Origin of the sequence: Oenococcus alcoholitolerans, assembly GCF_051852995.1 — a bacterium.
In the GTDB taxonomy this organism is placed as follows: domain Bacteria; phylum Bacillota; class Bacilli; order Lactobacillales; family Lactobacillaceae; genus Oenococcus; species Oenococcus alcoholitolerans.
In genome coordinates, this window is the sequence record NZ_CP176042.1 from 1,537,624 (window position 1) to 1,559,527 (window position 21,904).

Sequence of the window (21,904 nt, forward strand, 5' to 3'; positions counted from 1 at the left end):
GTTTATTCAACTGCTTGAGCAACGAACAAGCGAGAACTAAAATCCGCTGATCCGCTGATCGGATTATTGATATTCAATATCTGATGAACAAAATAACCCGCATTCATCAATTCATCCCCATAGAATATTTCTTCACTATCATTTATTCGATATTTTAAGTTTGGATTTAATCCTTTAAAATAAATTCGCAGATAGGCAGGATTAGGCTTATTTAAAATTTGATAGCGGGCAGCGATCGCCTGTTTTTGATCTTTACTAACAACTTCCCAAATGGCAACGTTCCCATCACCAGAAAAAGGACTTTCGATACGATAGAATTTACCAAATTGGAAAAGTTCACGATTCTTTTTGTAAAAGGTGATTTGATCCTTCATTTGCAATTGTTCTTTGTCTGAAAGTTGAGTTATATCTAGTTCATAACCAAGATCGCCAAAGAAAGCAACGTCCCCGCGAGTTTTAAATGATGTCAAACGACCAGTCTGATAATTAGGAACTGCTGAAACATGTGCTCCCATCGTCGAAAGAGGATATCCATAACTCGTTCCAAATTGAATATATATCCTCTCTAAGGCGTCAGTATCATCACTAGTCCAAGCCTGTGGTGCGTAGTACATTAGTCCAAGATCAAAACGACCGCCTCCTGAAGCACAAGACTCAAACAAAACATTCGGGAAAGCATCTATCAGGCGCTGATACAATTTATAAACTCCTAAAATATAGCGATGAGCTAACTCTTTTTGGTCACTATCAGGGAGCTGATTACTGAAGGCATCAGTGATATAGCGGTTCATATCCCACTTTATATAATCAAGTTTGGATTCTTTGATCCGATCTGACATCAGAGCGAAAATATATTCAACGACATCATCACGACTAAAATCAAGTACGAATTGATTACGCCCGGGAGTAGGTATTCTTTTTGGAGCTGATATCATCCAGTCTGGATGATTACGATAAAGGTCACTATCAAAAGAAACCATTTCCGGTTCAAACCACAAACCAAATTTCAGGCCGAGGTCATGAACTTTTTCAGATAAATGACTTAGGCCGTCCGGCAGCTTATTTTTATCAACGAACCAATCACCCAAAGAAGTAGTATCGTCATCACGATGACCGAACCAGCCATCATCTAAAACGAATAACTCAATACCAAGTTCAGCGGCCTTTTCAGCGATCGCTAGTAACTTTTTTTCATCGAAATCAAAATAAGTAGCTTCCCAATTATTCACCAAGACGGGGCGCTGCTGCTTTGCAAATCGTTGATTTATTAAATGATTTTGATAAAAATCAGCTAATTGCTGACTGATTTTATTTTTGCCATGGTCGGAAAAACTTAAAACAGCTTCTGGTGTTTGAAAGGATGTGCTTGGATCCAAATGCCAAGAGAACTCTTCAGGATTTATTCCGACCAAAACTCGGCTGGTATCATATTGGCTGACTTCTACCTGATCAAGGAAATTACCGGAATAAATCAAATTAAAGGCGAAAACATCACCATCGTCTTCAGTCGTTTCAGGACGCGCTAACAAAATAAATGGATTTTGCTGATGACTCGATGCTGTTCGGAGACTGCTGATCGATTGGATCCCCGACTTGATCCTTCTAATAACTTCATGACGTTCGCGAGCCCAAGAACCAGCAAAAGAAATAAAATCATAGTTGCTGTCGGGCAAGTCGATTTGGCTGCTCAAAGCGCGCAAGATATTTAATTTTTCATCGCCTTGGTTAGAAAACTCAGTACTTCTGACAATAACATTCTGATGCGGAAAAACACTGTATTTCAAAACTACCTGCAAACCGATCAGCTTGTCCAAAAGTGTTATTTCTAAAGTTTCAACATCATCATTTTCCGCAAAGGCCGATGGCAATTCCGACAGTCTCTTTTTGCCCTTTGCAAGCCGATAGCTCTGATATTTAAGTTCAGTTATTCGACTGCCGTTTTCCTGCTCTACTTGATAAGCCGGTTCGCGAAAATCTCCCTTTCCAAAACTGGAATACTCTTGTTTGATATTATCGGGTTGAAAATAATCACGATCAGTGCGCCAAGCAACCATAGCTTCACGCCGTTCTTTGGTCGTCAAATTTCGGTATGCCTCTTTTGAATGGACCCTCTTACCAAAATAAATCTGTTCCAATTCCCCATTTTCCATAACTTGGAAAACGTAGCTGACTTCGTCAGTTTGCAAATGAAAAACTTTTTCATCTTGACTGATAATAACTGCCATCGATATCTCCTAAAATTCAATTGATCAAAAGGCAAAAGCAGATTCAAAGCTTATCTCCAAAATAAAGAAAGCGCTTTACCTAATAAAATCATTGTATTTTATTTTAGTAAAAAATTCAATATTTTACTAATTTATCAGCAATTTATCAGTAAAAATTTATCTATTTTTTGCATTGACATAACCGGCGACCGAGGCAACATCTTTGTCTCCTCGACCAGACAGATTGACAATGATAACTTGATCGCTAGACATCTTCGGTGCCATTTTAACAGCCTGAGCAACAGCGTGTGAGCTTTCTAGAGCAGGAATGATCCCTTCTGTTTTCGATAAAAGCAAAAAGGCATCGATCGCTTCTTGATCAGTGATCGCATAATACCGGGCTCGGCCGGAATCTTTTAAAAAGGAATGTTCAGGACCGACACCAGGGTAGTCCAAACCGGCAGAGATCGAGTAAGCAGGCAGAACGTTATTGTTTTTATCTTGCAAAACATATGAATACATACCATCGGAAACGCCAGGACGTCCTTTAGTCAGTGTAGCCGCAGTTTTATCAGTATCTACTCCTTGACCGGCAGCCTCGGCGCCTATCAATTGAACTTGTTTGTCATCAATGAATTCTGAAAAGATTCCAATAGCGTTTGATCCGCCGCCAACACAAGCAATGATCGCTTGCGGCAAACGTCCCTCTTTTTCTAAAATTTGCCGGCGTGCTTCCTTGCCGATGACACTTTGAAAATCCTTTACCATCATTGGGTAAGGATAAGGACCAACTGCTGATCCCAGAACATAAAAAGTATCATCCAAATGTTCTGCATAATAACCAAGAGCTGAATCAACAGCATTCTTCAGTGTTGCCGTTCCATCTGTCACAGAATGTACCTTCGCACCCATCATTTCCATTCTAAAAACATTCAGTTTTTGTCTGCGGACATCTTCAGCACCCATGAAAATATCACAACTCATCGAAAATTTTGCCGCTGCTGCAGCTGTGGCGACTCCGTGCTGACCAGCACCGGTTTCAGCAACGACTCTTTTTTTGCCCATCCGCTTGGCAATCAGGATCTGTCCTAAAACATTATTTAATTTGTGAGCTCCCAAATGATTAAGATCTTCTCTTTTTAGATATATTTTTGCGCCTTTTAAATACTTTGTTAGCGATTCGGCAAAATAAAGCGGCGTTTCTCTTCCTGAATAATCTTTTAAATAATGAGCTAATTCTGAACGAAAATCTTTATCATCTTTATATTTAAGATAAACATCAGCCAACTGATTCAACGCCTTTTTAACTTTTTCAGGCACGTATTGCCCACCGTATTCACCAAAAAATTCTTCTTTTTTATTATTTGTCTTTTCAAAAATTTTTTCTTCAGCCATTTTTATACCCTCTTTTTTTAGATTCGAGTCTAAGGGCTGATGTTCAAAATTTAATAAAAAAAGCCGCATAGTAACTTTAAATAAAATACTATGCGGCGATCTAAATGATTATTTACTTTATTTATTAAAGAATGATCGTGCCGGCATAGACTCTCTTTACGATAAAAGCAAGTCCAGCCGGAAATCGGATAAACTTACTTGCAGTTATGCCAGCTTTGCCAACGATTTATTTTCACAATCATTACTTCCTTTCCTTGAAATATGAAATCATTCTGAAACAAAAAACGGTTTTTGTCAATATTTTTTATTATTTTTCTAAATTCAATAATACAGAACCCAAACCATGATCAAAAGCTGCCCGCCAGTTTCCGGCAGAAAGATGTTCGGGAAGAAGAAAGGTCCCGCTTGAAACTCTTTGTCCGGCACGGAGTTTGTTTCCCTGCTCCTCTAATTTACCTGCCAACCAGTGCAATGAATTAAGCGGGTTGCCGAGAACTTCCGCAGATGTTCCTTCTTTTAGATGTTTGCCGTTGCAGAAAAGATCGCATCGAACCTCTGCCAATTGTTCCGGCCGATCAAAAAGCTTATCAGTATCAACTTCCTGACCAAATAAAACATACCCGCCAACAGCAGCATCAGCCATCACCATATACTTAGATAAGCTGGGAAACCAATTTGAAAAACGAGAATCAGGCAGTTCCATAGCAGCGGCTACCTTGGTTTTATGCATAAGATCTTCTAGGCTGTCTGATGATGACAGATCTTCTTTTGCTGTAAAAAGCATTTCGACTTCAACCAGGGCATCCATAAAACTATCGGATCTCATTTCAGTTGGCGACGGCAAGAAATGGCTTTCAACTTGAGCCCCATACAAAGGCGAATCAGCTGAAAACATTTTTTGTGTTTCTTCGCTGGTCAGTGAAACTTTATAGCCGCCAACTCGTTGATCTTTGAGATCAGTCAGCTGTCTTTGAACACGGTATGCAGATGCGTCATTATCGAGCAAACCATCAAAATCCTTTTTATCAAGTGCCTGATGATCTTTATATGCTTTAAAAAGAGCATCTGCCAGCATTGATTCCTTTTCAGTTAATCCTTTATAATTTTTTACTTCTTCAGCCATAATTTTCTCCTAATTTTTTTAACTATGTCTGCTCGAGATGAGAGACATATGTGTGTTATCTATTTGTTCTAAAATAATGATTCTAATGTCGCTTTTATTTTTATCTTCGCTGCTAATTTGTCCTGGAATACTAGATCCCATATGCCTCACCACCTTTTAAAAAATTATCGGAATAACAAAAAACGCCCTTAACTGCATAAAATTACACAGTTAAGGGCGTTTAACGCGGTACCACCTTAATTTACAACACCATTGCTGATGCTGCCTCAAACGTACGGCCGAAGCGATACGCTGATGTGATAACGGACACTGCCGGCCAATTCTAATCAAAATCATTTTTCGAATTGCAGCTCAGGGATGATTTTCTAAACTGACAGGATCTGCTTTTCATCAACCAGCAGCTTTCTGGATCCTAAATCAGCATCGAAGTTCCCTTCATCGCTTTTGTTATTATCGATTGCCATAAATTCTAACGACTCTTTTGAAAAAAATCAACAAAAAAACGAATTTTTTATCTCCGCAACCAACAGTTGACACCATTAATCGTTGATAGTTGTGCCGCGATGATACTTATTTTGAAATAGCGGACTGACGCTGCCGTTTTCTTGGACGGCAATGATCGCTTTGGCAAAAAGATCATCAGCACTTACGATCTCTAATTTATCAAATCTTTTCGACTGAGGAATATCGATCGAATCAGTCACAACGATATGATCAAAATCAGATTCCTGTAAAAGTTTTGGCGCATCCCCCGAAAAAAGTGCATGGCTGGCAACGACAATGATCTTCTTTGCACCCTTTGAACGAAGCAGCTTTGCTCCTTGAACGATAGTATGACCGGTATCGATCATGTCATCGATGATTATGGCCGTTTTATTTTCGACATTGCCGATCAGATTAAGAACTTCAACGGTATTCTTTTTATTAACCGGGCGCCGCTTATCGATGACAGCATAGGAATCGGGCAAACCAAGAAACTGATTTAGTTCGCGTGCTCGTCTAACACCGCCATGATCAGGTGAAACAACGACGGAGTCTTCCGGATCGATAAGATGATTAGATAAAAGATAGTCGGCTAAAATCGGTGCACCAGTCAAATGGTCGACTGGTATATCGAAGAATCCTTGGATCTGTGATGCATGCAAGTCAAAAGCGATAACTCTTGTAACACCGCCGTTTTCTAGATCGTCAGCTATAACTCTTGCTGCGATCGATTCACGGCTGCGAGCCTTACGGTCCTGACGAGCATAGCCGTAATAAGGCATCACGACATTAATCGTATGAGCCGAAGCCCGGCGCAAGGCATCAACAGCAATAAATAATTCCATAATATTATCATTAACACTCGCATGCGGTGAAGATGAAGTTGGAGCTATCAAAAAAACATTTGCTCCACGCACAGAGTTATTAATGTTCAAACGAATCTCACCATCAGCAAATCGATCTAAGTTAACGTCCTCAAGCGGGTGGTGAAGGCGTTTACTGATTTTTTCAGCTAAAGGACGATTAGCAGATAGCGAGATCAAAACCATACGGTGTAAATCATCAATCATAAAATATTGTCCTCTATACAACAGTATATCAGGCAAGTAAGCTAACCAGCCAATGTTTACCTATAATGTTCATATGAGCGAAAATTTACAAAATCGTTTTAAAAAAATGGCAGCCCTAAAGGCAGCCGAACTAGTTCAAAATGATATGATCATCGGATTAGGTACCGGTTCGACCGTCAAATATCTGATCGACCAATTAGGCAAAAGAGTGAAAGAAGACAAACTTTCGTTTATTGCTGCAACGACCTCAAAACAAACTGCGATACAGGCCGAATCCTTGGGCATAAAAATAGTTAATCTGAATAATATAGATAAAATAGACCTGACGATCGACGGTGCAGATCAAGTCGACAAAGATTTTAACGGCATCAAGGGGGGCGGTGCTGCTTTGTTATGGGAAAAAATAGTTGCTGTTAATTCAAAAAGAAATGTTTGGATCGTCGATGGATCAAAGCTGTCCGATCGGATCGGCAGTTTTCCTTTACCGGTAGAAATAACTCCTTTTGGCGGCAGCCAATTGTTCAAAAAATTCCAAAAAGATCAACTAAATCCAGTCTTGCGCGTCAACGTCGATAATCAACCAGTGTTGACAGATTCAAAAAATTACATTATTGATCTCCATTTACAAACAATCAAAAATCCAAGAGCTCTGGCTGATTATTTGATCAGAAGTGTAGGTGTCGTCGAACACGGATTGTTTTTGGATATCGTCGACCAAGTTATCGTTGGACAAAAAGAAGGCGTGAAAGTCATAAATAATCCACATCGAGTAAATTTTACTGACAACAGCCGTCAATTTGATCAAGCATTGTGTGATAATATCCAACAAGATGATTAAAAAAGTTTCTTTACACATTTATAATGCGCAAATATTAGATGTATTCAATCAAAAATTCGAGAAAACAGAATTATGGATAGATAAAAATCTAATCTACTATCGCGGTAAATCCAACGAATTAAAAGCTGAAAAAGAGTTTGATGCAAAGGGGCAATATATCATTCCCGGCTTGATAGATGCCCATCTACATATTGAATCTTCGCTTCTAGCACCATCAGAGCTGGCCAAGCTAGAATTGAAACATGGGGTCACAAGAATATTTGCTGATCCGCACGAAATCGGGTCAGTGGCAGGGGTTTCCGGATTATTTTATATGATCGAGGAGGCCAGAAACACTCCGCTGCATATCCACTATATGCTGCCTAGTTCAGTTCCGGCAGCCCCTTTTGAGCATGCAGGTGCAGTTTTAGCAGCTGATGCTTTAAAACCTTTTTATGGATTTCCGGAAGTGAATGGGCTTGCTGAGGTAATGGATTTCCCAGCTGTTGAAAATGGCGATCCAGACATGTTAGAAAAGATCCGCGATGCCCAAGCAGCTGGAAAACATGCTGACGGCCATGGTGCCGGCTTAAGCAGAGAGCAGCTCGCCGTTTACCGCTCAGTCGGTATAGATACAGATCACGAAGCGACTTCAGGTAAAGAAGCATTACAAAGGATCCAGTCCGGTATGAAAGTTTTTATTCGTCAGGGGACCGTTGAACAAGATGAAAGAGCTATTCTTCCTGTAGTTAGAAAGAATAATCAATCGTATTTTTCTTTTTGCACTGATGACAAATCAGCGATCGATATTGAAAAAGAAGGATCGATCGATCACAATATCAACTTAGCCATAAAAGAAGGTATTCCATCTGAAAGAGCCTTTACAATGGCAAGCTATAACGCCGCCCAAGCCCAGCATTTAGAAAATGTCGGTGCTTTAGCTGACGGTTTTATCGCTGATTTAGTAATAACTAAAGACCCTGATGAATTTAAAGCTGAAAAAGTAATGACTAACGGCAAATGGGTCGACCAGTTAAATTCCAAAGTTTTGACTTTTACCAGTCCGGCTATCAATGCTAGCTTAAAAATAGAAGATTTAAAGATACCGCTTAAAAGTGATCATGCCCACGTGATAAATATTGAAGCCCATCATATCACGACTAAACATACAGTCGAAAAAGTTGCACGTGATCATCAAGGCAACTTTATCGCTGATGAAAAATTTGCCAAAATCACCGTTGTAGAAAGATACCACGACTTGGGACACGGATTAGGTATCATTCACGGTTTCAATCTAAAAGAGGGAGCTATCGGATCTACTATTGCGCACGATTCCCACAACATGATAATCGCTGGTGTTGATGATAAGGCCATGATCGTTGCCTATGATCGATTAAAAAGGATCGGCGGCGGTTTAGTGCTGGTTGACAAAAATGGTTTTGCTAGAGAATTACCTCTGGAAATCGGCGGATTAATGTCAAATAAGTCATATCAGCACGTGATCGAAAAGCAAAAGGCAATGAGAGAAGCTTTCAAGGGAATTTCTGAAGGAATCGATTTTGATCCCTTTTTGACCTTATCATTTATGGCTTTACCAGTTATTCCTAGTTTAAAGATCACTGACCAAGGTTTATTTGACTTCGATAAATTCGATTTTATAGATATAAATGGTTAAAAATATTTAAAGACTCATCTGAATAAGCTTGTTAAAAGTAAATTACCCAAGTGTTTATTTTGAACTGATAGAAATGGTTTTTCGCTCTATTTTCTTGTAATATATTGTTTTTTCAAAATATAAAAATAAAAGCCCTCTCTTCGTTAAAGAGAAAAGGCACAAAACAAATCTAAAAAACTATCTTTTGGTGTAAAAACAGAAAATTATTGAATACGCCGGTAATTATCACGGAAAAAGTTCATCGACCTGATCGTCAGCAATCGTACTTAATATTTAGCGGTTGCAGGTTCACAAAAAAGACTGTGCAAGCTACAGTTAAGCTTTGAGAAAACTTTTATAGCGCTGTAATTGTTCTGGAGCTAGTTCGACCATAATCTCAGTTCCCGCTTCAGTAAATCGTTGTTCAAGAATATCATTTTCCTTACTCAAACGATTCAGCAGGCCGCCTTGGTCAAAAGGAAGCAATAAACGGACTTTTTTAAAATCAGCAAATAATTTTTGGTCGATCACTTTAGCAAATTCTTCAACAGACCTTTCATCAAAAGAACTAGCGATCAAATTCTCTCCTTCTTGTTGAGGATATTCAATGCCGGCTAAATCAGCTTTATTAAAAATCATGATCATTGGTATTTGGTCAGCACCGATCTCAGCTAAAGTTTCCTTTGTAGTATCGATCATTGCATGATAATTAGGGTCAGAAATATCAACGATCTGGACCAGCAGATCGGCATTTTTTGCTTCATCCAAAGTAGATTTAAAGCTAGCAACCAAATCATGAGGCAGATCGGAAACAAAACCAACTGTATCGGACAATAAAAACCTGCGATTATTTCTTAGTCTTATAGACCTCACGGTCGAATCAAGAGTAGCAAAAAGCATATTCTTCTCAAAAACCTGTTTGTCAGCATTACTAGCAACCTTGTCCGAAAAATGTTTGATCATTTGATTCATCCAACTAGATTTACCTGCATTGGTATAACCAACAAAAGCAACTCGCCGAAGACCTGAACGCTGGCGCTGCTTGCTTTGAATCGATGCAGCTTCCAGCAGATCGTTCAATTCTTTTTTTATTTGAGATATTTGTGCTTCCAGCGTTCTGCGATTAAGTTCCAGTTTTGTTTCACCAGAACCACGGCTGGTAAAAGACGCTCCGCCGGCACCGGCTTGTTGATCTAGCTCCTTAGCTAAAGAAGTATGGAGCCTTGGCAGCTGATACTGTTTTTGTGCCAATCGTACTTGAAGTTTAGCTATTTTGGTTTTGGCACGAGCAGCAAAAATATCTAAAATAACGGCTGTCCGGTCAACGACATGAACATCACCGCTTAATTCCTTTTCAATATTTCTAATTTGAGTAGCAGTTAAATCATCTTGAGAAATAACGAGATCAGCATCTGAGGAAGCTACAAGCTCTTTTAGCTGTTGGATCTTGCCTTTGCCAAAATAAGTTGCACTATTTATTCGGTTTATTTTTTGATTTAAACTACCAACGATCTTTATTTTATTTGCTTCGGCAAGATGCTTCGTTTCTTCGATTTTATAGTCAAAAATTTCTTCATTTTGTTGATTTTCGACCGCTATTATGACGGCCTTGACAGCCGCTTGTTTTGTTTCGTTGATTTTTGTTGTCAAACATAACTCCAATATTAGTAATTAACGTGGTATTTGCTGGATCTCTTTAGTCAGCCAATTTAAAAACGAACCGAGATCGATACTATCTAAAACATAAGCATTAGTCCGTCCATTATGGTAGGCAGCCCGAATATCAGCAACCGTTTCACCAATAGCAGGACCACTGGTAACTACATCGATCCAAAGGTTTTTACCATTATAAAATTCCGGATGCCTTAAATATGCAACAGTGTTAAGATCATGGATCGGCCATCCGCCTACATGATGATCATTATAATGCTTGATCAGAGAAGAAATCATTCTGCCAGACTCATTTATTTTTGAAAATTTTAATAGTTGATCATTATCAACCATAGCCTTTAAAGTAACGTCCAAGCCAACCATTGTAATAGGTATTTTTGAAGCATAAAGGATCGCAGCCGCATCGGGATCGGTAAAAACGTTAAACTCGGCTGAACTGGTCATGTTGCCTTCTTCTCTAACGGCACCACCCATCGCCACGACTTGTTTTATTTTAGAGATATCGTCAGGATATTGACGTATCCATAAAGCAAAATTGGTATATGATCCTGTTAAAATCAAAGTTATCGGCTGGTCTTCTTTTGCCAAAACATCATGCCAAGCCTCAACAGCAGTTTGTGGTAACGGATAACCAATTTTATCAGTAAAATGATAACCGTCCATGCCGCTTTCGCCATGAATATTGGAAGCATCTTCTAGTTTTTTAATCAGCGGCTCCGCTGCTCCAGCAGCAATTGGGACATTACTTTTGAAAAAAGCAGAAATTTTCAAGGCGTTGTTTGTTGTTTTTTTAACGGAAACGTTACCAGCAACAGTGGTAACTAATTTAACGTCGAAAAAAGGATCATTTAACAAAACTGATAATGCAATAGCATCATCGATACCGGGATCACAATCAATAATAACTTTCATACCATTTCAGTATAAATGAAAAAAGTCATACTAAATACTTTTATCAAGATCATTTACGGAAAGCTTTTTCAACTTCTTCGAAAACAGGTATAGATTCCAAAGCTCCTAATCTGCGTACAGTTAAAGAAGCACTTTTACTTGCCCAAACCAAAGATTCAGTTAAATTATCAAGATCACTGTCAAGATTAGCAGCAAAGGCACCAATAAAAGTATCGCCGGCTGCAGTTGTATCGACTGCATCGGCCTTAAAACTTGGTATTAATCCCGATTTTCCATTGACCCTATAAAAGGATCCATGGCTGCCTAAAGTTATGATGGTATTTTTAACGCCCAATTTATCGAAATCATCAGCGGTTTTCTCTAAAGAATCAAGCTGGAATGAGACTTTTCGGCCAGTCAAGGCTTCAGCCTCAGTCTCATTAGGAGTAACGAAATCAGAAAGTGCTAGAAGTTTAGGCGCGATCGTTCTTGCGGGTGCGGGATTCAAAATCGTCATCACATGATGTTTTTTTGCAATTTGAAAAGCAGCGATCGTTGTTTCGATAGGTGTTTCAAATTGAGCAACAATGGCATCTGCTTGAGAGATTTCTTTTTCGACCGGAAGCACATCTTCGGGCGATAACTGCATATTTGCCCCGCCGTATACCAAAATAGTGTTATTACCATCTTTTTCCAGCAAAATAGTAGCACTACCGGTCGCCGCCGGTTTTTGAACGATATAAGATGTATCGATACCGTTATCAGCAAGAGTTTTTTTCATAAACTCGCCATTATTATCATTTCCAACAGCACCGATAAATATTACCTTAGCACCTTGTCTGGCCGCTGCAACAGCTTGATTGGCGCCTTTCCCGCCTGGAGAGTTAGTCAAATCATTGATATGGATAGTCCTTCCTTGTTCGGGAAGTTTTTCAATATGCTGGGTCGTATCGACATTTAAAGATCCTAGTACTATGATTTTTTTTGCTTGTTTGTTCACTTATATCTCCCAAATCCCCAAAGAAAATAACATTTACTAGGAAAATTATAACAAAAATAAAAAAGTAAAGCGATTTCATGATATTATAAATCAACTAATTATATGTAAATTATTAATTTTTTTAGCTCTGATAGGCGAATTTTTTTTAATATAATCAATAATCAAATCAGTCATCGTATCAGCTGATGAGTTAACTATTTTATCTGCTGAGTAGCTTTTTTCATAGCCGCCAGTACCTGAACTTCGATAATTAGAGATCGCTACTAAGTATTTTTTGTCAGGATCGATCGGCTGACCATTGTAAGTGACATTCTCAACACGTTTTCCGACAGATTTTTTAAGATCAAATGTGTAATCTATTCCAGAAAAATAGTCATAGTTAAAATGCTCGACATTTTTTCCGCTAAAATCTTTAGAAACAATGACATCGCCTTTATCATCAAGCGAAAAATATTCTGCTGCTCGTTCTAAAGCGGCCAATAATTGTCTGCCGGTTATCGCTTCGGAAACAGCAGTATTAGGAAATAGATAATTCGTAACTACATCCCTGCGGGTTATTTCATGCGGCAATCCAAGCACCTTGTTTGAAAAAAGGGCAGTTGCAGATATATCAGCGCCAACTGCTGACGACTGAACTTTATTTACGAAATCTAAATAAGGGTGGCCATAAAGACGCGCTTTAAAATGATCCTTAACAAGCAGATCAGGTTCCGAAATCCCGATAGTCTGGTCTAAGTAAAGATCCAATTTATTTTGTAGAGGAAGGATCAAGTCCATTATTTTTTGATCTGGTGTATATTTCTTAGTAAATAGCAGCCTTGCACTTTTATCAAGAATCTTTTTGTTGTCGGTATCATAATCTATTTCGATCAAGCCAACAGCCTGTCCTCTTTGACCCGGCTGTGTAAAAGGAATTTGTCCATTTATCCCGTTAGATAGACCAGATAGTAATCGATGTTGATGACCAGTAACTAAAGCATCGATACCAGGAACTTTTTTTAAAAGTTCCCAGCCTTGATTTTCACCAGTAATTTTCTCAGTTGGTTCATCGCTTAAAGGCGAGCGTTCAAAACCGCCATGATATGCCACAAAAATAAGATCTGCGCCCTTTTTCTTCAAAATAGGAACCAATTGCTTAGCTTTTTTCACTGGATCCAAAAAGGACAAATGATCGATATTTTTACTGTCTTCCCAATGAGGGACATATTTCGTCGTTAGACCGATCACGGCAATTTTTACATTTTGAAAATCAAATATGGCAAATGGTTTATCGTAAAAATCGCCTTTAGAGGAAACTATATTCGCATTAATGACTGAAGAGGTCTCAGGGATCGCCTTTTTCAAATACTTAAGACCGTAATTGAACTCATGATTGCCAAGGACTCTTACGTCGTAACCAATTTCGTTAGCCGTTTTTTCAAAAAGAAAACTAAAATGAGGATCTTTTCTGGCAATAAAATCAGCTAAGGGAGAACCTTGAATAAAATCACCGTTTTCAATTGTAAGTACGATATCATTTTGGTGCTTTTTCTTAAAATCTTTGATCAAACTTTGTGCTTTTGCTAAACCAAAATCCTGCTCACTTTTATGTACAAAATCACTAGGTGCTATATAACCATGAACATCCGAAGTTGATAAAATAAAAATTTTAGTCATTGATCATGCTATTCTCTTTCTAAGCTGTCCAGAAATAAAGTCGATCAAAGTAACCATTATGACAACACCGATCAAAATTATCCCGGCCCGGGGCCAGTTTCTCACTTGAGTACTTAATATTAGGTCTTGACCGATACCACCGGCTCCTACCATACCCAAAATCGATGCTGAACGAACAGAAATTTCAAATCTGTACAAAGTATTACTTAAAAAATTAGGCATTGCATTGGGAAGAGTTGCAAGTATTAAAGCGCTCATATTAGTTCCACCGGCAGAAATTATCGACTCATTGGGGCCCCTATCCAAATTTTCAACGGCCTCACCGTTTAATTTTCCTAACATACCAATAGAATGAACAGATAAAGCTAAGACACCGGCAAAAGATCCGGGACCGACCGCTTTGATGAAAATCAAAGCCAATACTATTTCAGGAAAAACTCTAATAAAGGTTAGTAGTAACTTTCCATTGGTGGATTTTATATAGAAAAAATTATGTCCGGAAACTTTTTCGATAAAATAATCAAATAATAATAAAAATGATTCGGCAAGCCAAAGGACAACCATAAATATAATCAAGTCGCTTTGAAAGAATCCAAAGGAAAATAATGCCAAAAACAGCGAGATAAAAAGTGTCGTTATTATAAAAAATATCAAACTTTTAAAAATAACTGCCATTTTTGATCGAAAGCTGCCCTTCTCTTTTTCTTCTGTATGTGCAGCAAAGAAAGAAAATGGTATCGCTAATATAGCTGATACAAAAGTACCCAAAAAAGCGATAGCAACCGTTTGCAGCAGCTTGGAGATCAGATCCTCTCCATCGGCGGTCGTATAATTAGAAGAAATATTCATATGAAAATAAGAATTAAGAAAACGATCAAAAGGAGCAGAAACAAATTGCCAATCAGGATGCAGTAGACCGGCGAAAACAGAATTAGTTATTTGCCCCGCCATCTGCTGAATGCCGTTAAAAGGAATTCCTGCAAAAGCCCAGATATAAATAATAATGATGATCGCTGCGATCAAATAGCCCTTGAATCTGTCCCAAAGTCTTTTTTTAGGAAGCTCTATCATGCCAATTTCTCCCTTATATATGTATTAGTAAATTCGATAAAAATAACCACTAAAAGAATGACAAAAATTATCACAGCAGTTTGATCATAACGAAATTGGTTGATGGTTACTTGAAGCAGCTGGCCTATTCCGCCGGCTCCAACATAGCCAATGACTGTCGAGGCCCTAACATTGACCTCAAAAGTATACAAAAAGTTAGACAAAAAATTATTAGTTATCTGCGGTATAACAGCAAAAAATATGACTTGGATCTTGTTCGCACCGGCTGCTTCGAGCGCCTCTAGCGGCCCCTGATCAATAGTCTCGATAGATTCAAAAGTTAATTTAGCCATTTGCCCAAAGGTGAAGAACAACAAGGTCACTACACCTGCTAGCGGACCGAACCCAAGGATCGCAGTAAAGACAGCCGCCAATAAAAGATCAGGTAAAGTACGAATAAGATTAGAAAAAAGACGCGTAACTCCCCTGATCCAAGAAATAGAAATAATGTTCCTAGCAGAAAGAAGGGCAAAGGGTACTGCGATCACTGTTCCTAGCAACGTTCCCACTAAGGCCATTCTAATAGTATCTAAAAGCGGACCGAATACATAAGGCCAATAATCCCAATCAGGGTGAAACATCCTTCCCCAAATGACAGCAAACTGAGCTAAAGAATCATGATTAAAAAATTCAGCCAAATTTGTACTGGTTATGGCAGAAGAGAAAGCTATTATCAATAAAATAAGCAAAAACCAAAAGATCGACCTTAGATGGAATTTTTGACTAAAAGTCCTTGATGGCAAAGTATTCATTTATGCTTGTGCCTCTTCAGAAACGACCATTTTTTTGGTAATTTTTTTCTTTCTATCGTAAATTTGATCAAAGTCTTTTTCCGTAACAAGGCTCGCTTCCTTATCGAAAACTAATTTGCCGCCCCTTAATCCAACTATTCTAGTCGCGTACTCCAATGCTAGCTGTTCATTATGGAGATTAGCGACCACTGTAATACCAAGATTCTCATTAAGAGATTTCAAATCATCCATGACCAAAGAAGAGGTAGCCGGATCGAGACTGGCAGTTGGTTCATCAGCCAACATTATCTTGGGTTTTTGCATCAACGCCCTTGCGATCGCTACTCGCTGCTGCTGACCGCCGGATAAGGCGTCAGCACGATCATAAAATTTTTCCGCTAAATTAACTCTTTGCAAAGACTTTACAGCTTCTTGGATATCGCTTTTTTTCCATAAGCCGAAAGTCGATTTGAATATTCCATAATACCCAACCAAGCCGGACAAAACATTGCGTTTAACAGAGGCTCTTTTTACTAAATTAAAATTTTGAAAGATCATCGCTAAATCACGACGCATGACCCTCAATTTTTTCCCCGAACTTTTCTGTATAGATACACCATTGATCAAAATATCTCCGGAACTTATATCATTAAGGCGATTTATAGATCGCAATAAAGTTGATTTGCCGGCACCGGACAGACCAACTATCACCAAAAATTCACCCTTTTTAACGGTTAAATTAATATCTTTTAGACCAACGACACCATTGTCGTAAACTTTGCTAACATGTTTGATTTCTATCAAATTATTTTCAGCCATAATCCTAATAAATATACACCATATTATGTAGGAAAAATTGAGCATAAGCCCAATCTTTCATTAATTATTTGTTTCCGGTAACTGCGTTATCAGCTTTCCTGACAACAGCAAAGTTAGAATTTTTTGATTTGGCAAAACCGGCGATATCATAGAGGTTCTCAACCAATTTATTACCTTTTTTCGTTTTAGCGATCTTGATAAAAGCGTTAGAAATCCTGTTATCCAGACTCTTAGACAAAGTCTTTCTAGCAGTTACCGTATCGTTAGGTATTTTCATCGTCTCAGCAAGAACTTTGGTGTCCTTAAAGACATTAGGAACATCCTTTTTAACTAAGTTTCTTGCATCTTGGAAAATAAAGGCAGCATCGGCTTGCTTGTTTTCAACGGCCAGTACGCCTTGATCGTGTCCCTTGACTGTTACCAGATGCGAATTTTTAACTACATCAACGCCCCTGTTTTTAAGATAATAAACGGGGAAAATATATCCTGAAGAACTAGTAACATCCTGAACAGCGATATTTTTACCGCGGAGATCTTTAACATTCCTTACCTTTGAATCGCGGCGTACAACGACCAATGCTCTATACCAGCTGACCATCTTTTTTTGTAAACTGCCGTCGCTATTAACGCCGTTTCTTACCGTTTGCAGCAATACTCTTGCGCCATATTGCTTATGTGCTTGAACATATCCATCAGGCGGCAAAAAACCAATATCTATCTTGCCTGAACCAAGTGATTCAACGATCGAATTATAATCGGTAGAAACAGTCACAACTACCTTCCTGCCTAATTCTTTAGACAAAAGCGTTCCTAGCGGTTTAGCTCTTGACTCCATCGTTGTCGCGTTGCTAGAAGGAACGAATCCAACTCTTATAGTCTTTGGGTTAGATGTCTGTGCGGCACTTGCCAAGATCGGTGCTGCTGTCCCTAAAATACTACCCACAGCCGCAACTATTGCAGCAGAAGATGCTATTTTTTTCATTGATGACCTCTTCCAAAATTTTGCCAAATTTTTTGGCAACTAAATCTTAACATAATAAATGATATTTCTTTTTTTAAAGCTAAAGATGTAATATTAACGAATTTTATGTGTCAAAAATGCATTTAATGTTCGTGTTTCATAATATTAAAAAATAATTATCACTAAAACTTTTTAAATATCAACATTAGATATAATATAAATTGAGATTTAATTGTATTAATTAAGGGGTAATCGATGATCGTTAGAATGCCAGAGTATTTAAAAAAAGCAGGGATCGCTGCAGCGATAGTTTTTTTACTATTACTTTTACTAGTAGGACTCAGACTAAACTCAGTATCCTCATTAGACAGGGCCGTCAGCAATGCTCTGGCAATGAACGATTTTACGGCAGGTAGTCTATTTCTTAGGACGGTTTGGATTTTAGGTTCCCCGCTTGCTGATTTTATTTATGCAGTGATATTGTCCGGGCTGCTTTATTTTTCAAATTTAAGGATTCCGGCGATTTGGATCATGCTGACATATATAACAGGGATCATCGTTGGACAGATACTCAAAGTGGCAATAGGCAGAACCCGCCCGGCTGGTCATTTATCAGGCGGTTATTCTTTTCCATCAAATCATCTATTAGCGGCATTTATAGTTATAACTATCATTTTTGTGTTGATTTTGCCAAATTTGTCATCAAATAATTTAAAAGTGTGGTTCGGCTGGGCAGCGATAACATTTGGACTGCTTTTGATCGAGGCAGGAGTTTACTTGCAGGAACACTTTATAACGGACAATTTAGCAGGGGGCTCATTCGGAATAGCCTGGGTGACTCTTTGGATATGGCTTTACGAAAAGTATGCCCGCCGGCTCCATGACAGAATACCGGCTTTAAAATATGATGAAATATAAAAAACTCTTACTGCAGATCGCAATAAGAGTTTTATTTTTTACTATTTTTTTCGCGCATTTTAAGTTTCGGCAAGGTGACTTTAAAAATCGTTCCTTTCGGTGAATTATCAGAGATGGTTATTTTCCCCTTAAAGGCGTCAACTATCCATTTAGCGATCGATAAACCTAATCCGGTGCCGCCTGTTTTCCTATTTCCAGACTTTTCTTCACGATAGAAACGATCAAAAACTCTTTTTTTGCCTTTCGAAGAGATGCCCATACCGGTATCTGATACCTTGATTATCAAATTATTTTTATCTCGGCCGGCAAAAAGAGAAATACTATCACCCTCATCGGTATATTTTAAAGCGTTATCCAACAGAATAACGATCAACTGATGGAAACGTTTAGTATCGGTAACTATTTGTCCTCTAACCTTAATATCATCGGAAAATTGCTTGCCTTCAGATTTTGCTATTTCCGAATAAGGTTCGGTGATCTCTCTTATAAAATGCCCGGCATCTACTCTTTCCGGCTCTAATTTGGTCATATTAGATCCTGTCTTAGCTAGCGTAAGCATGTCGGAAGTCAACTGGCTCAGTCTCCTAACTTCAGAAAGAGAGATTACAACATTTTCTGAAACATCAGCGACTGATGAAGTTGGTTTCCTGAGCAAATTTTCAAGTTTATTTTGGATGATAGTCAGCGGTGTTCGCAATTCATGAGCAGCGTTATTGACAAAGTTCTGCTGTTGATTCCAAGAAAGAAGAATCGGTTTCATGACTCTTAAAGTAACCAGCCAGCTGACGATCAAGGACAAAAAAGCAGCCAGCATCAAAGCCCAAAGCAGCACAACTCTAAAATAACGTATATTTGATAATTCGGTATCATAATTGTAAACAACGGCTGCACTGGTGGCCATACCTAGCGGTCTTGGACTATCACCATAAAAAATTTCTATCGGAGCATTTAAACGAATGAGACGAACTCTAAAATATGAGTTATCTAATCTAACCGTCATGGTGCCATCATATCCGCGAAGTATCTTATGATATAAGCCTTGATATGTCCATAATCTCAAGCCCAAAGAATAATTATTTAAAATATCACCGCGATTGTCATAGTAAATAGTATCTTGACTAGAACCATCAGATTTTAAAAAACCAGATTGCGAATTATCATCAGGATTTTGGCTGCTCGGATCAGAACCGCCCAGCTGTGGAATAGTCAGCCGTTTAACGCCGTTTTGAGCATCGTGTTGAACCCGTAAAACCATGTTTGATAAAATCTGATCACTGTTTTCTTGGACCGAACGCGTATAGTTGATGTAAATGTAAGAACCAATTATAGAAAAGATCAATAAAAATCCGATCGCTTCCATAAAAAATAACTTTATGTATTGTTTAAAATTTATTCTTATACTATTCATTATCTTCAAGAATAAAGCCGACATTTCTTAATGTTTTAATTAAATTATTAATACCGACCGATTCAAGTTTTCGACGAAGATTATTAAGATATATATTTACAACATTAGTAGTAGTGTCAGAATCAAGACCCCAAACTCGATCAAAAATCTGATCCTTAGTAATGATAATATTTTTATTCTTAGCCAAATAAACTAAAATATCATACTCTTTACCTACTAAATGAATATTCTGGCCATTAGCATCTACGGTCCGATTAGCTAGTTGGATAGTTAAATTCCCAACTTTAAGTTCCTTTTCTTCAGTATCGATACCTGTGCGCCGCAACAAAGCTCTGACACGAACTAAAAGTTCTTCACGATGAAACGGTTTAGTAAGATAATCATCAGCTCCAACCTCAAAGCCTTTAACTTTATCATCAACTGAGTCTTTAGCCGTTAAAATCAAAACCGGTGTTTCAATACCGGATTGGCGCATTTCTTTAATGATTTCTAACCCGCTCATTTGCGGAAGCATCAAATCAGAGACGATCAGATCATAAGGTGATTCAACTGCTTCATATTCACCATCAGCACCATCAAAAACTTGTTTTACAGAAGCGATGTCAGACAGCATAGCAGCTATGTCATCATTCAATAGCTTATCGTCTTCGATCAGAAGTATTTTTACTGAACTATTTGCCATATTTAAATTCTGGACCTCATCGATTAAATAGATATTAACTTTATTCTACTCTGGAAAAGATAATAAAAAACGCCTGTTGATAACAGACGCAAATTATATAAAAAACTAATTTATGAAAAGAGTTCAATTATTATTTGGAAGGGATAGTTATCATTTAGGGAGAGTGTTCAGAAGGGGTATTCCTTCTGAACAATATTAATTATCACTTCGCTATATTAAAAGAAAATAAAATGGAAATAAAATGAAAATTAAAATATCCTTTTTATTTATTATCGTCAGACTCTAAACCTTTTTGTTTTGATGGACCGACATGATAATCATCATCGGACAGATCCTCAACTTTACCAAGGCGATAACCATTACCGACCTGACTGAAGAAATCATGGTTTGCAGTAGAGGTCGATATTCCATTCATAACGACCGGGTTAACATCTTCTGCTCCTTCCGGAAAAAGAGCATCAAGACCAAGATTCATTAAAGCTTTGTTGCCGTTATAGTGCAGAAAAACGATCACATCATCATACCAGCCGATCTCATCATAAAGCTCATGAGTATATTTTTCTTCATTTGAATAAAGATCGTATAAAATATCGTATGCCCAAGACTTTAAGTCCTCTTGAGCCTTGCTGTCGAGCTTTCGAAAAGCAAGCTGGAATTTATACCCAATATAAGTACCATGCACAGATTCGTCACGGATTATAAGTTTAATTATTTCAGCGACATTTTCCATTTTGTTATGTCCGGCAAAATACAGCGGAGTGTAAAAACCCGAATAAAAGAGAAAAGTCTCAAGAAACACTGAAGCTATTTTCCGCTTCAACTGATCAGGATCATGGTAAATAGAATTGATTTTATTTGCTTTATATTGCAAAAACTCATCATCCCCGGCCCAATCAAATATTTCGTCGATTTCAGCTGGGCTGTCTAAGGTTTCAAAAATACTGGAGTAACTTTTAGCATGGACTGATTCCATGAATTTTATATTATTCAAAACTGCTCGTTCGTGAGGTGTTACTGCCGCATCTAATAGGCTGGCCATTCCATCTTGGCTTTGCAGGGTATCAAGCATCGTAAGTCCGCCAAAAACATGGTCATATAATTTATGCTCGACAGAAGACAAAGTCCGCCAATCTTTTAGATCATTTGAAATCGGAACTCTGGTATCAAGCCAAAACTGTTCAGTTAACTTTTCCCAAGTCGCCTTATCGATCGGATCAATGACTTTGTTCCAATTGATCGCATCATAATGTGAAAATTTTTTTTCTTCCGTCATTTGTTGTCTAAGTGTTAAGCCTTTCTTTATCTAAATAT

18 protein-coding genes and 1 other annotated feature are annotated in these 21,904 nt (G+C 38.1%); of the genes, 3 read left to right on the top strand and 15 right to left on the bottom strand.

Annotated elements, in window-relative coordinates:
• Positions 1–2: 2 nt before the first annotated feature.
• From ACKP2L_RS08295 to ACKP2L_RS08310, 4 genes are all read right to left on the bottom strand, one after another.
• A complete protein-coding gene (locus tag ACKP2L_RS08295; RefSeq protein WP_439425380.1) occupies positions 3–2,225 on the bottom strand; it encodes an alpha-galactosidase in 2,223 nt (740 codons plus the stop codon).
• A gap of 156 nt (positions 2,226–2,381) precedes the next feature.
• Complete coding sequence (gene trpB, locus ACKP2L_RS08300; protein WP_439425381.1) at positions 2,382–3,599, bottom strand: tryptophan synthase subunit beta; 1,218 nt, start codon at positions 3,597–3,599, stop codon at positions 2,382–2,384.
• A 307-nt stretch (positions 3,600–3,906) separates the two neighbouring features.
• A complete protein-coding gene (locus ACKP2L_RS08305; protein WP_439425382.1) occupies positions 3,907–4,722 on the bottom strand; it encodes a 2-keto-4-pentenoate hydratase in 816 nt (271 codons plus the stop codon).
• Positions 4,723–4,931: 209 nt separating this feature from the next.
• Positions 4,932–5,170, bottom strand: a binding site (T-box leader).
• 91 nt (positions 5,171–5,261) lie between these two features.
• Positions 5,262–6,275, bottom strand: coding sequence for a ribose-phosphate diphosphokinase (locus ACKP2L_RS08310; protein ID WP_439425383.1), 1,014 nt, complete (start codon positions 6,273–6,275; stop codon positions 5,262–5,264).
• A 73-nt stretch (positions 6,276–6,348) separates the two neighbouring features.
• On the opposite strand from ACKP2L_RS08310, the gene rpiA reads away from it, so the two are divergent.
• On the top strand, positions 6,349–7,113 hold the full coding sequence (gene rpiA, locus ACKP2L_RS08315; RefSeq protein ID WP_439425384.1) for a ribose-5-phosphate isomerase RpiA: 765 nt from the start codon (positions 6,349–6,351) through the stop codon (positions 7,111–7,113).
• Positions 7,106–8,767, top strand: a complete 1,662-nt coding sequence (ade, locus tag ACKP2L_RS08320) for an adenine deaminase (protein ID WP_439425385.1) — start codon at positions 7,106–7,108, stop codon at positions 8,765–8,767. The genes rpiA and ade overlap by 8 nt, the downstream gene beginning before the upstream one ends.
• Before the next feature lie 315 nt (positions 8,768–9,082).
• Here the strand turns inward: ade and hflX are convergent, their stop codons facing one another.
• From hflX to ACKP2L_RS08360, 8 genes are all read right to left on the bottom strand, one after another.
• The gene (gene hflX / locus ACKP2L_RS08325; RefSeq protein WP_439425386.1) at positions 9,083–10,396 is read right to left on the bottom strand and encodes a GTPase HflX; all 1,314 of its coding nucleotides are present in this window, start codon (positions 10,394–10,396) and stop codon (positions 9,083–9,085) included.
• 21 nt (positions 10,397–10,417) lie between these two features.
• A complete protein-coding gene (gene rihC, locus ACKP2L_RS08330; protein WP_439425387.1) occupies positions 10,418–11,329 on the bottom strand; it encodes a ribonucleoside hydrolase RihC in 912 nt (303 codons plus the stop codon).
• Between the two features lie 49 nt (positions 11,330–11,378).
• Positions 11,379–12,308 carry a ribokinase gene (gene rbsK, locus ACKP2L_RS08335; protein WP_439425388.1) on the bottom strand — a complete coding sequence of 310 codons (930 nt, stop codon included), beginning with the start codon at positions 12,306–12,308 and terminating at the stop codon, positions 11,379–11,381.
• Positions 12,309–12,398: 90 nt separating this feature from the next.
• The gene (locus ACKP2L_RS08340; RefSeq protein ID WP_439425389.1) at positions 12,399–13,964 is read right to left on the bottom strand and encodes a bifunctional metallophosphatase/5'-nucleotidase; all 1,566 of its coding nucleotides are present in this window, start codon (positions 13,962–13,964) and stop codon (positions 12,399–12,401) included.
• A 3-nt stretch (positions 13,965–13,967) separates the two neighbouring features.
• Positions 13,968–15,035 carry a PhnE/PtxC family ABC transporter permease gene (locus ACKP2L_RS08345; protein WP_439425390.1) on the bottom strand — a complete coding sequence of 356 codons (1,068 nt, stop codon included), beginning with the start codon at positions 15,033–15,035 and terminating at the stop codon, positions 13,968–13,970.
• On the bottom strand, positions 15,032–15,826 hold the full coding sequence (gene phnE / locus ACKP2L_RS08350; RefSeq protein ID WP_439425391.1) for a phosphonate ABC transporter, permease protein PhnE: 795 nt from the start codon (positions 15,824–15,826) through the stop codon (positions 15,032–15,034). The genes ACKP2L_RS08345 and phnE overlap by 4 nt, the downstream gene beginning before the upstream one ends.
• On the bottom strand, positions 15,827–16,624 hold the full coding sequence (gene phnC, locus ACKP2L_RS08355; RefSeq protein WP_439425392.1) for a phosphonate ABC transporter ATP-binding protein: 798 nt from the start codon (positions 16,622–16,624) through the stop codon (positions 15,827–15,829).
• A 64-nt stretch (positions 16,625–16,688) separates the two neighbouring features.
• Complete coding sequence (locus ACKP2L_RS08360; RefSeq protein ID WP_439425393.1) at positions 16,689–17,606, bottom strand: phosphate/phosphite/phosphonate ABC transporter substrate-binding protein; 918 nt, start codon at positions 17,604–17,606, stop codon at positions 16,689–16,691.
• Between the two features lie 234 nt (positions 17,607–17,840).
• Here ACKP2L_RS08360 and ACKP2L_RS08365 point away from each other — a divergent pair, with 234 nt between their 5' ends.
• On the top strand, positions 17,841–18,503 hold the full coding sequence (locus tag ACKP2L_RS08365) for a phosphatase PAP2 family protein (RefSeq protein ID WP_439425394.1): 663 nt from the start codon (positions 17,841–17,843) through the stop codon (positions 18,501–18,503).
• A 31-nt stretch (positions 18,504–18,534) separates the two neighbouring features.
• Here ACKP2L_RS08365 and ACKP2L_RS08370 read toward each other — a convergent pair whose 3' ends face one another.
• From ACKP2L_RS08370 to nrdF, 3 genes are all read right to left on the bottom strand, one after another.
• Complete coding sequence (locus ACKP2L_RS08370; protein WP_439425395.1) at positions 18,535–19,863, bottom strand: sensor histidine kinase; 1,329 nt, start codon at positions 19,861–19,863, stop codon at positions 18,535–18,537.
• A 40-nt stretch (positions 19,864–19,903) separates the two neighbouring features.
• On the bottom strand, positions 19,904–20,593 hold the full coding sequence (locus tag ACKP2L_RS08375; protein ID WP_439425396.1) for a response regulator transcription factor: 690 nt from the start codon (positions 20,591–20,593) through the stop codon (positions 19,904–19,906).
• Between the two features lie 262 nt (positions 20,594–20,855).
• Positions 20,856–21,866, bottom strand: a complete 1,011-nt coding sequence (gene nrdF / locus ACKP2L_RS08380; protein ID WP_439425397.1) for a class 1b ribonucleoside-diphosphate reductase subunit beta — start codon at positions 21,864–21,866, stop codon at positions 20,856–20,858.
• Positions 21,867–21,904: the final 38 nt, after the last annotated feature.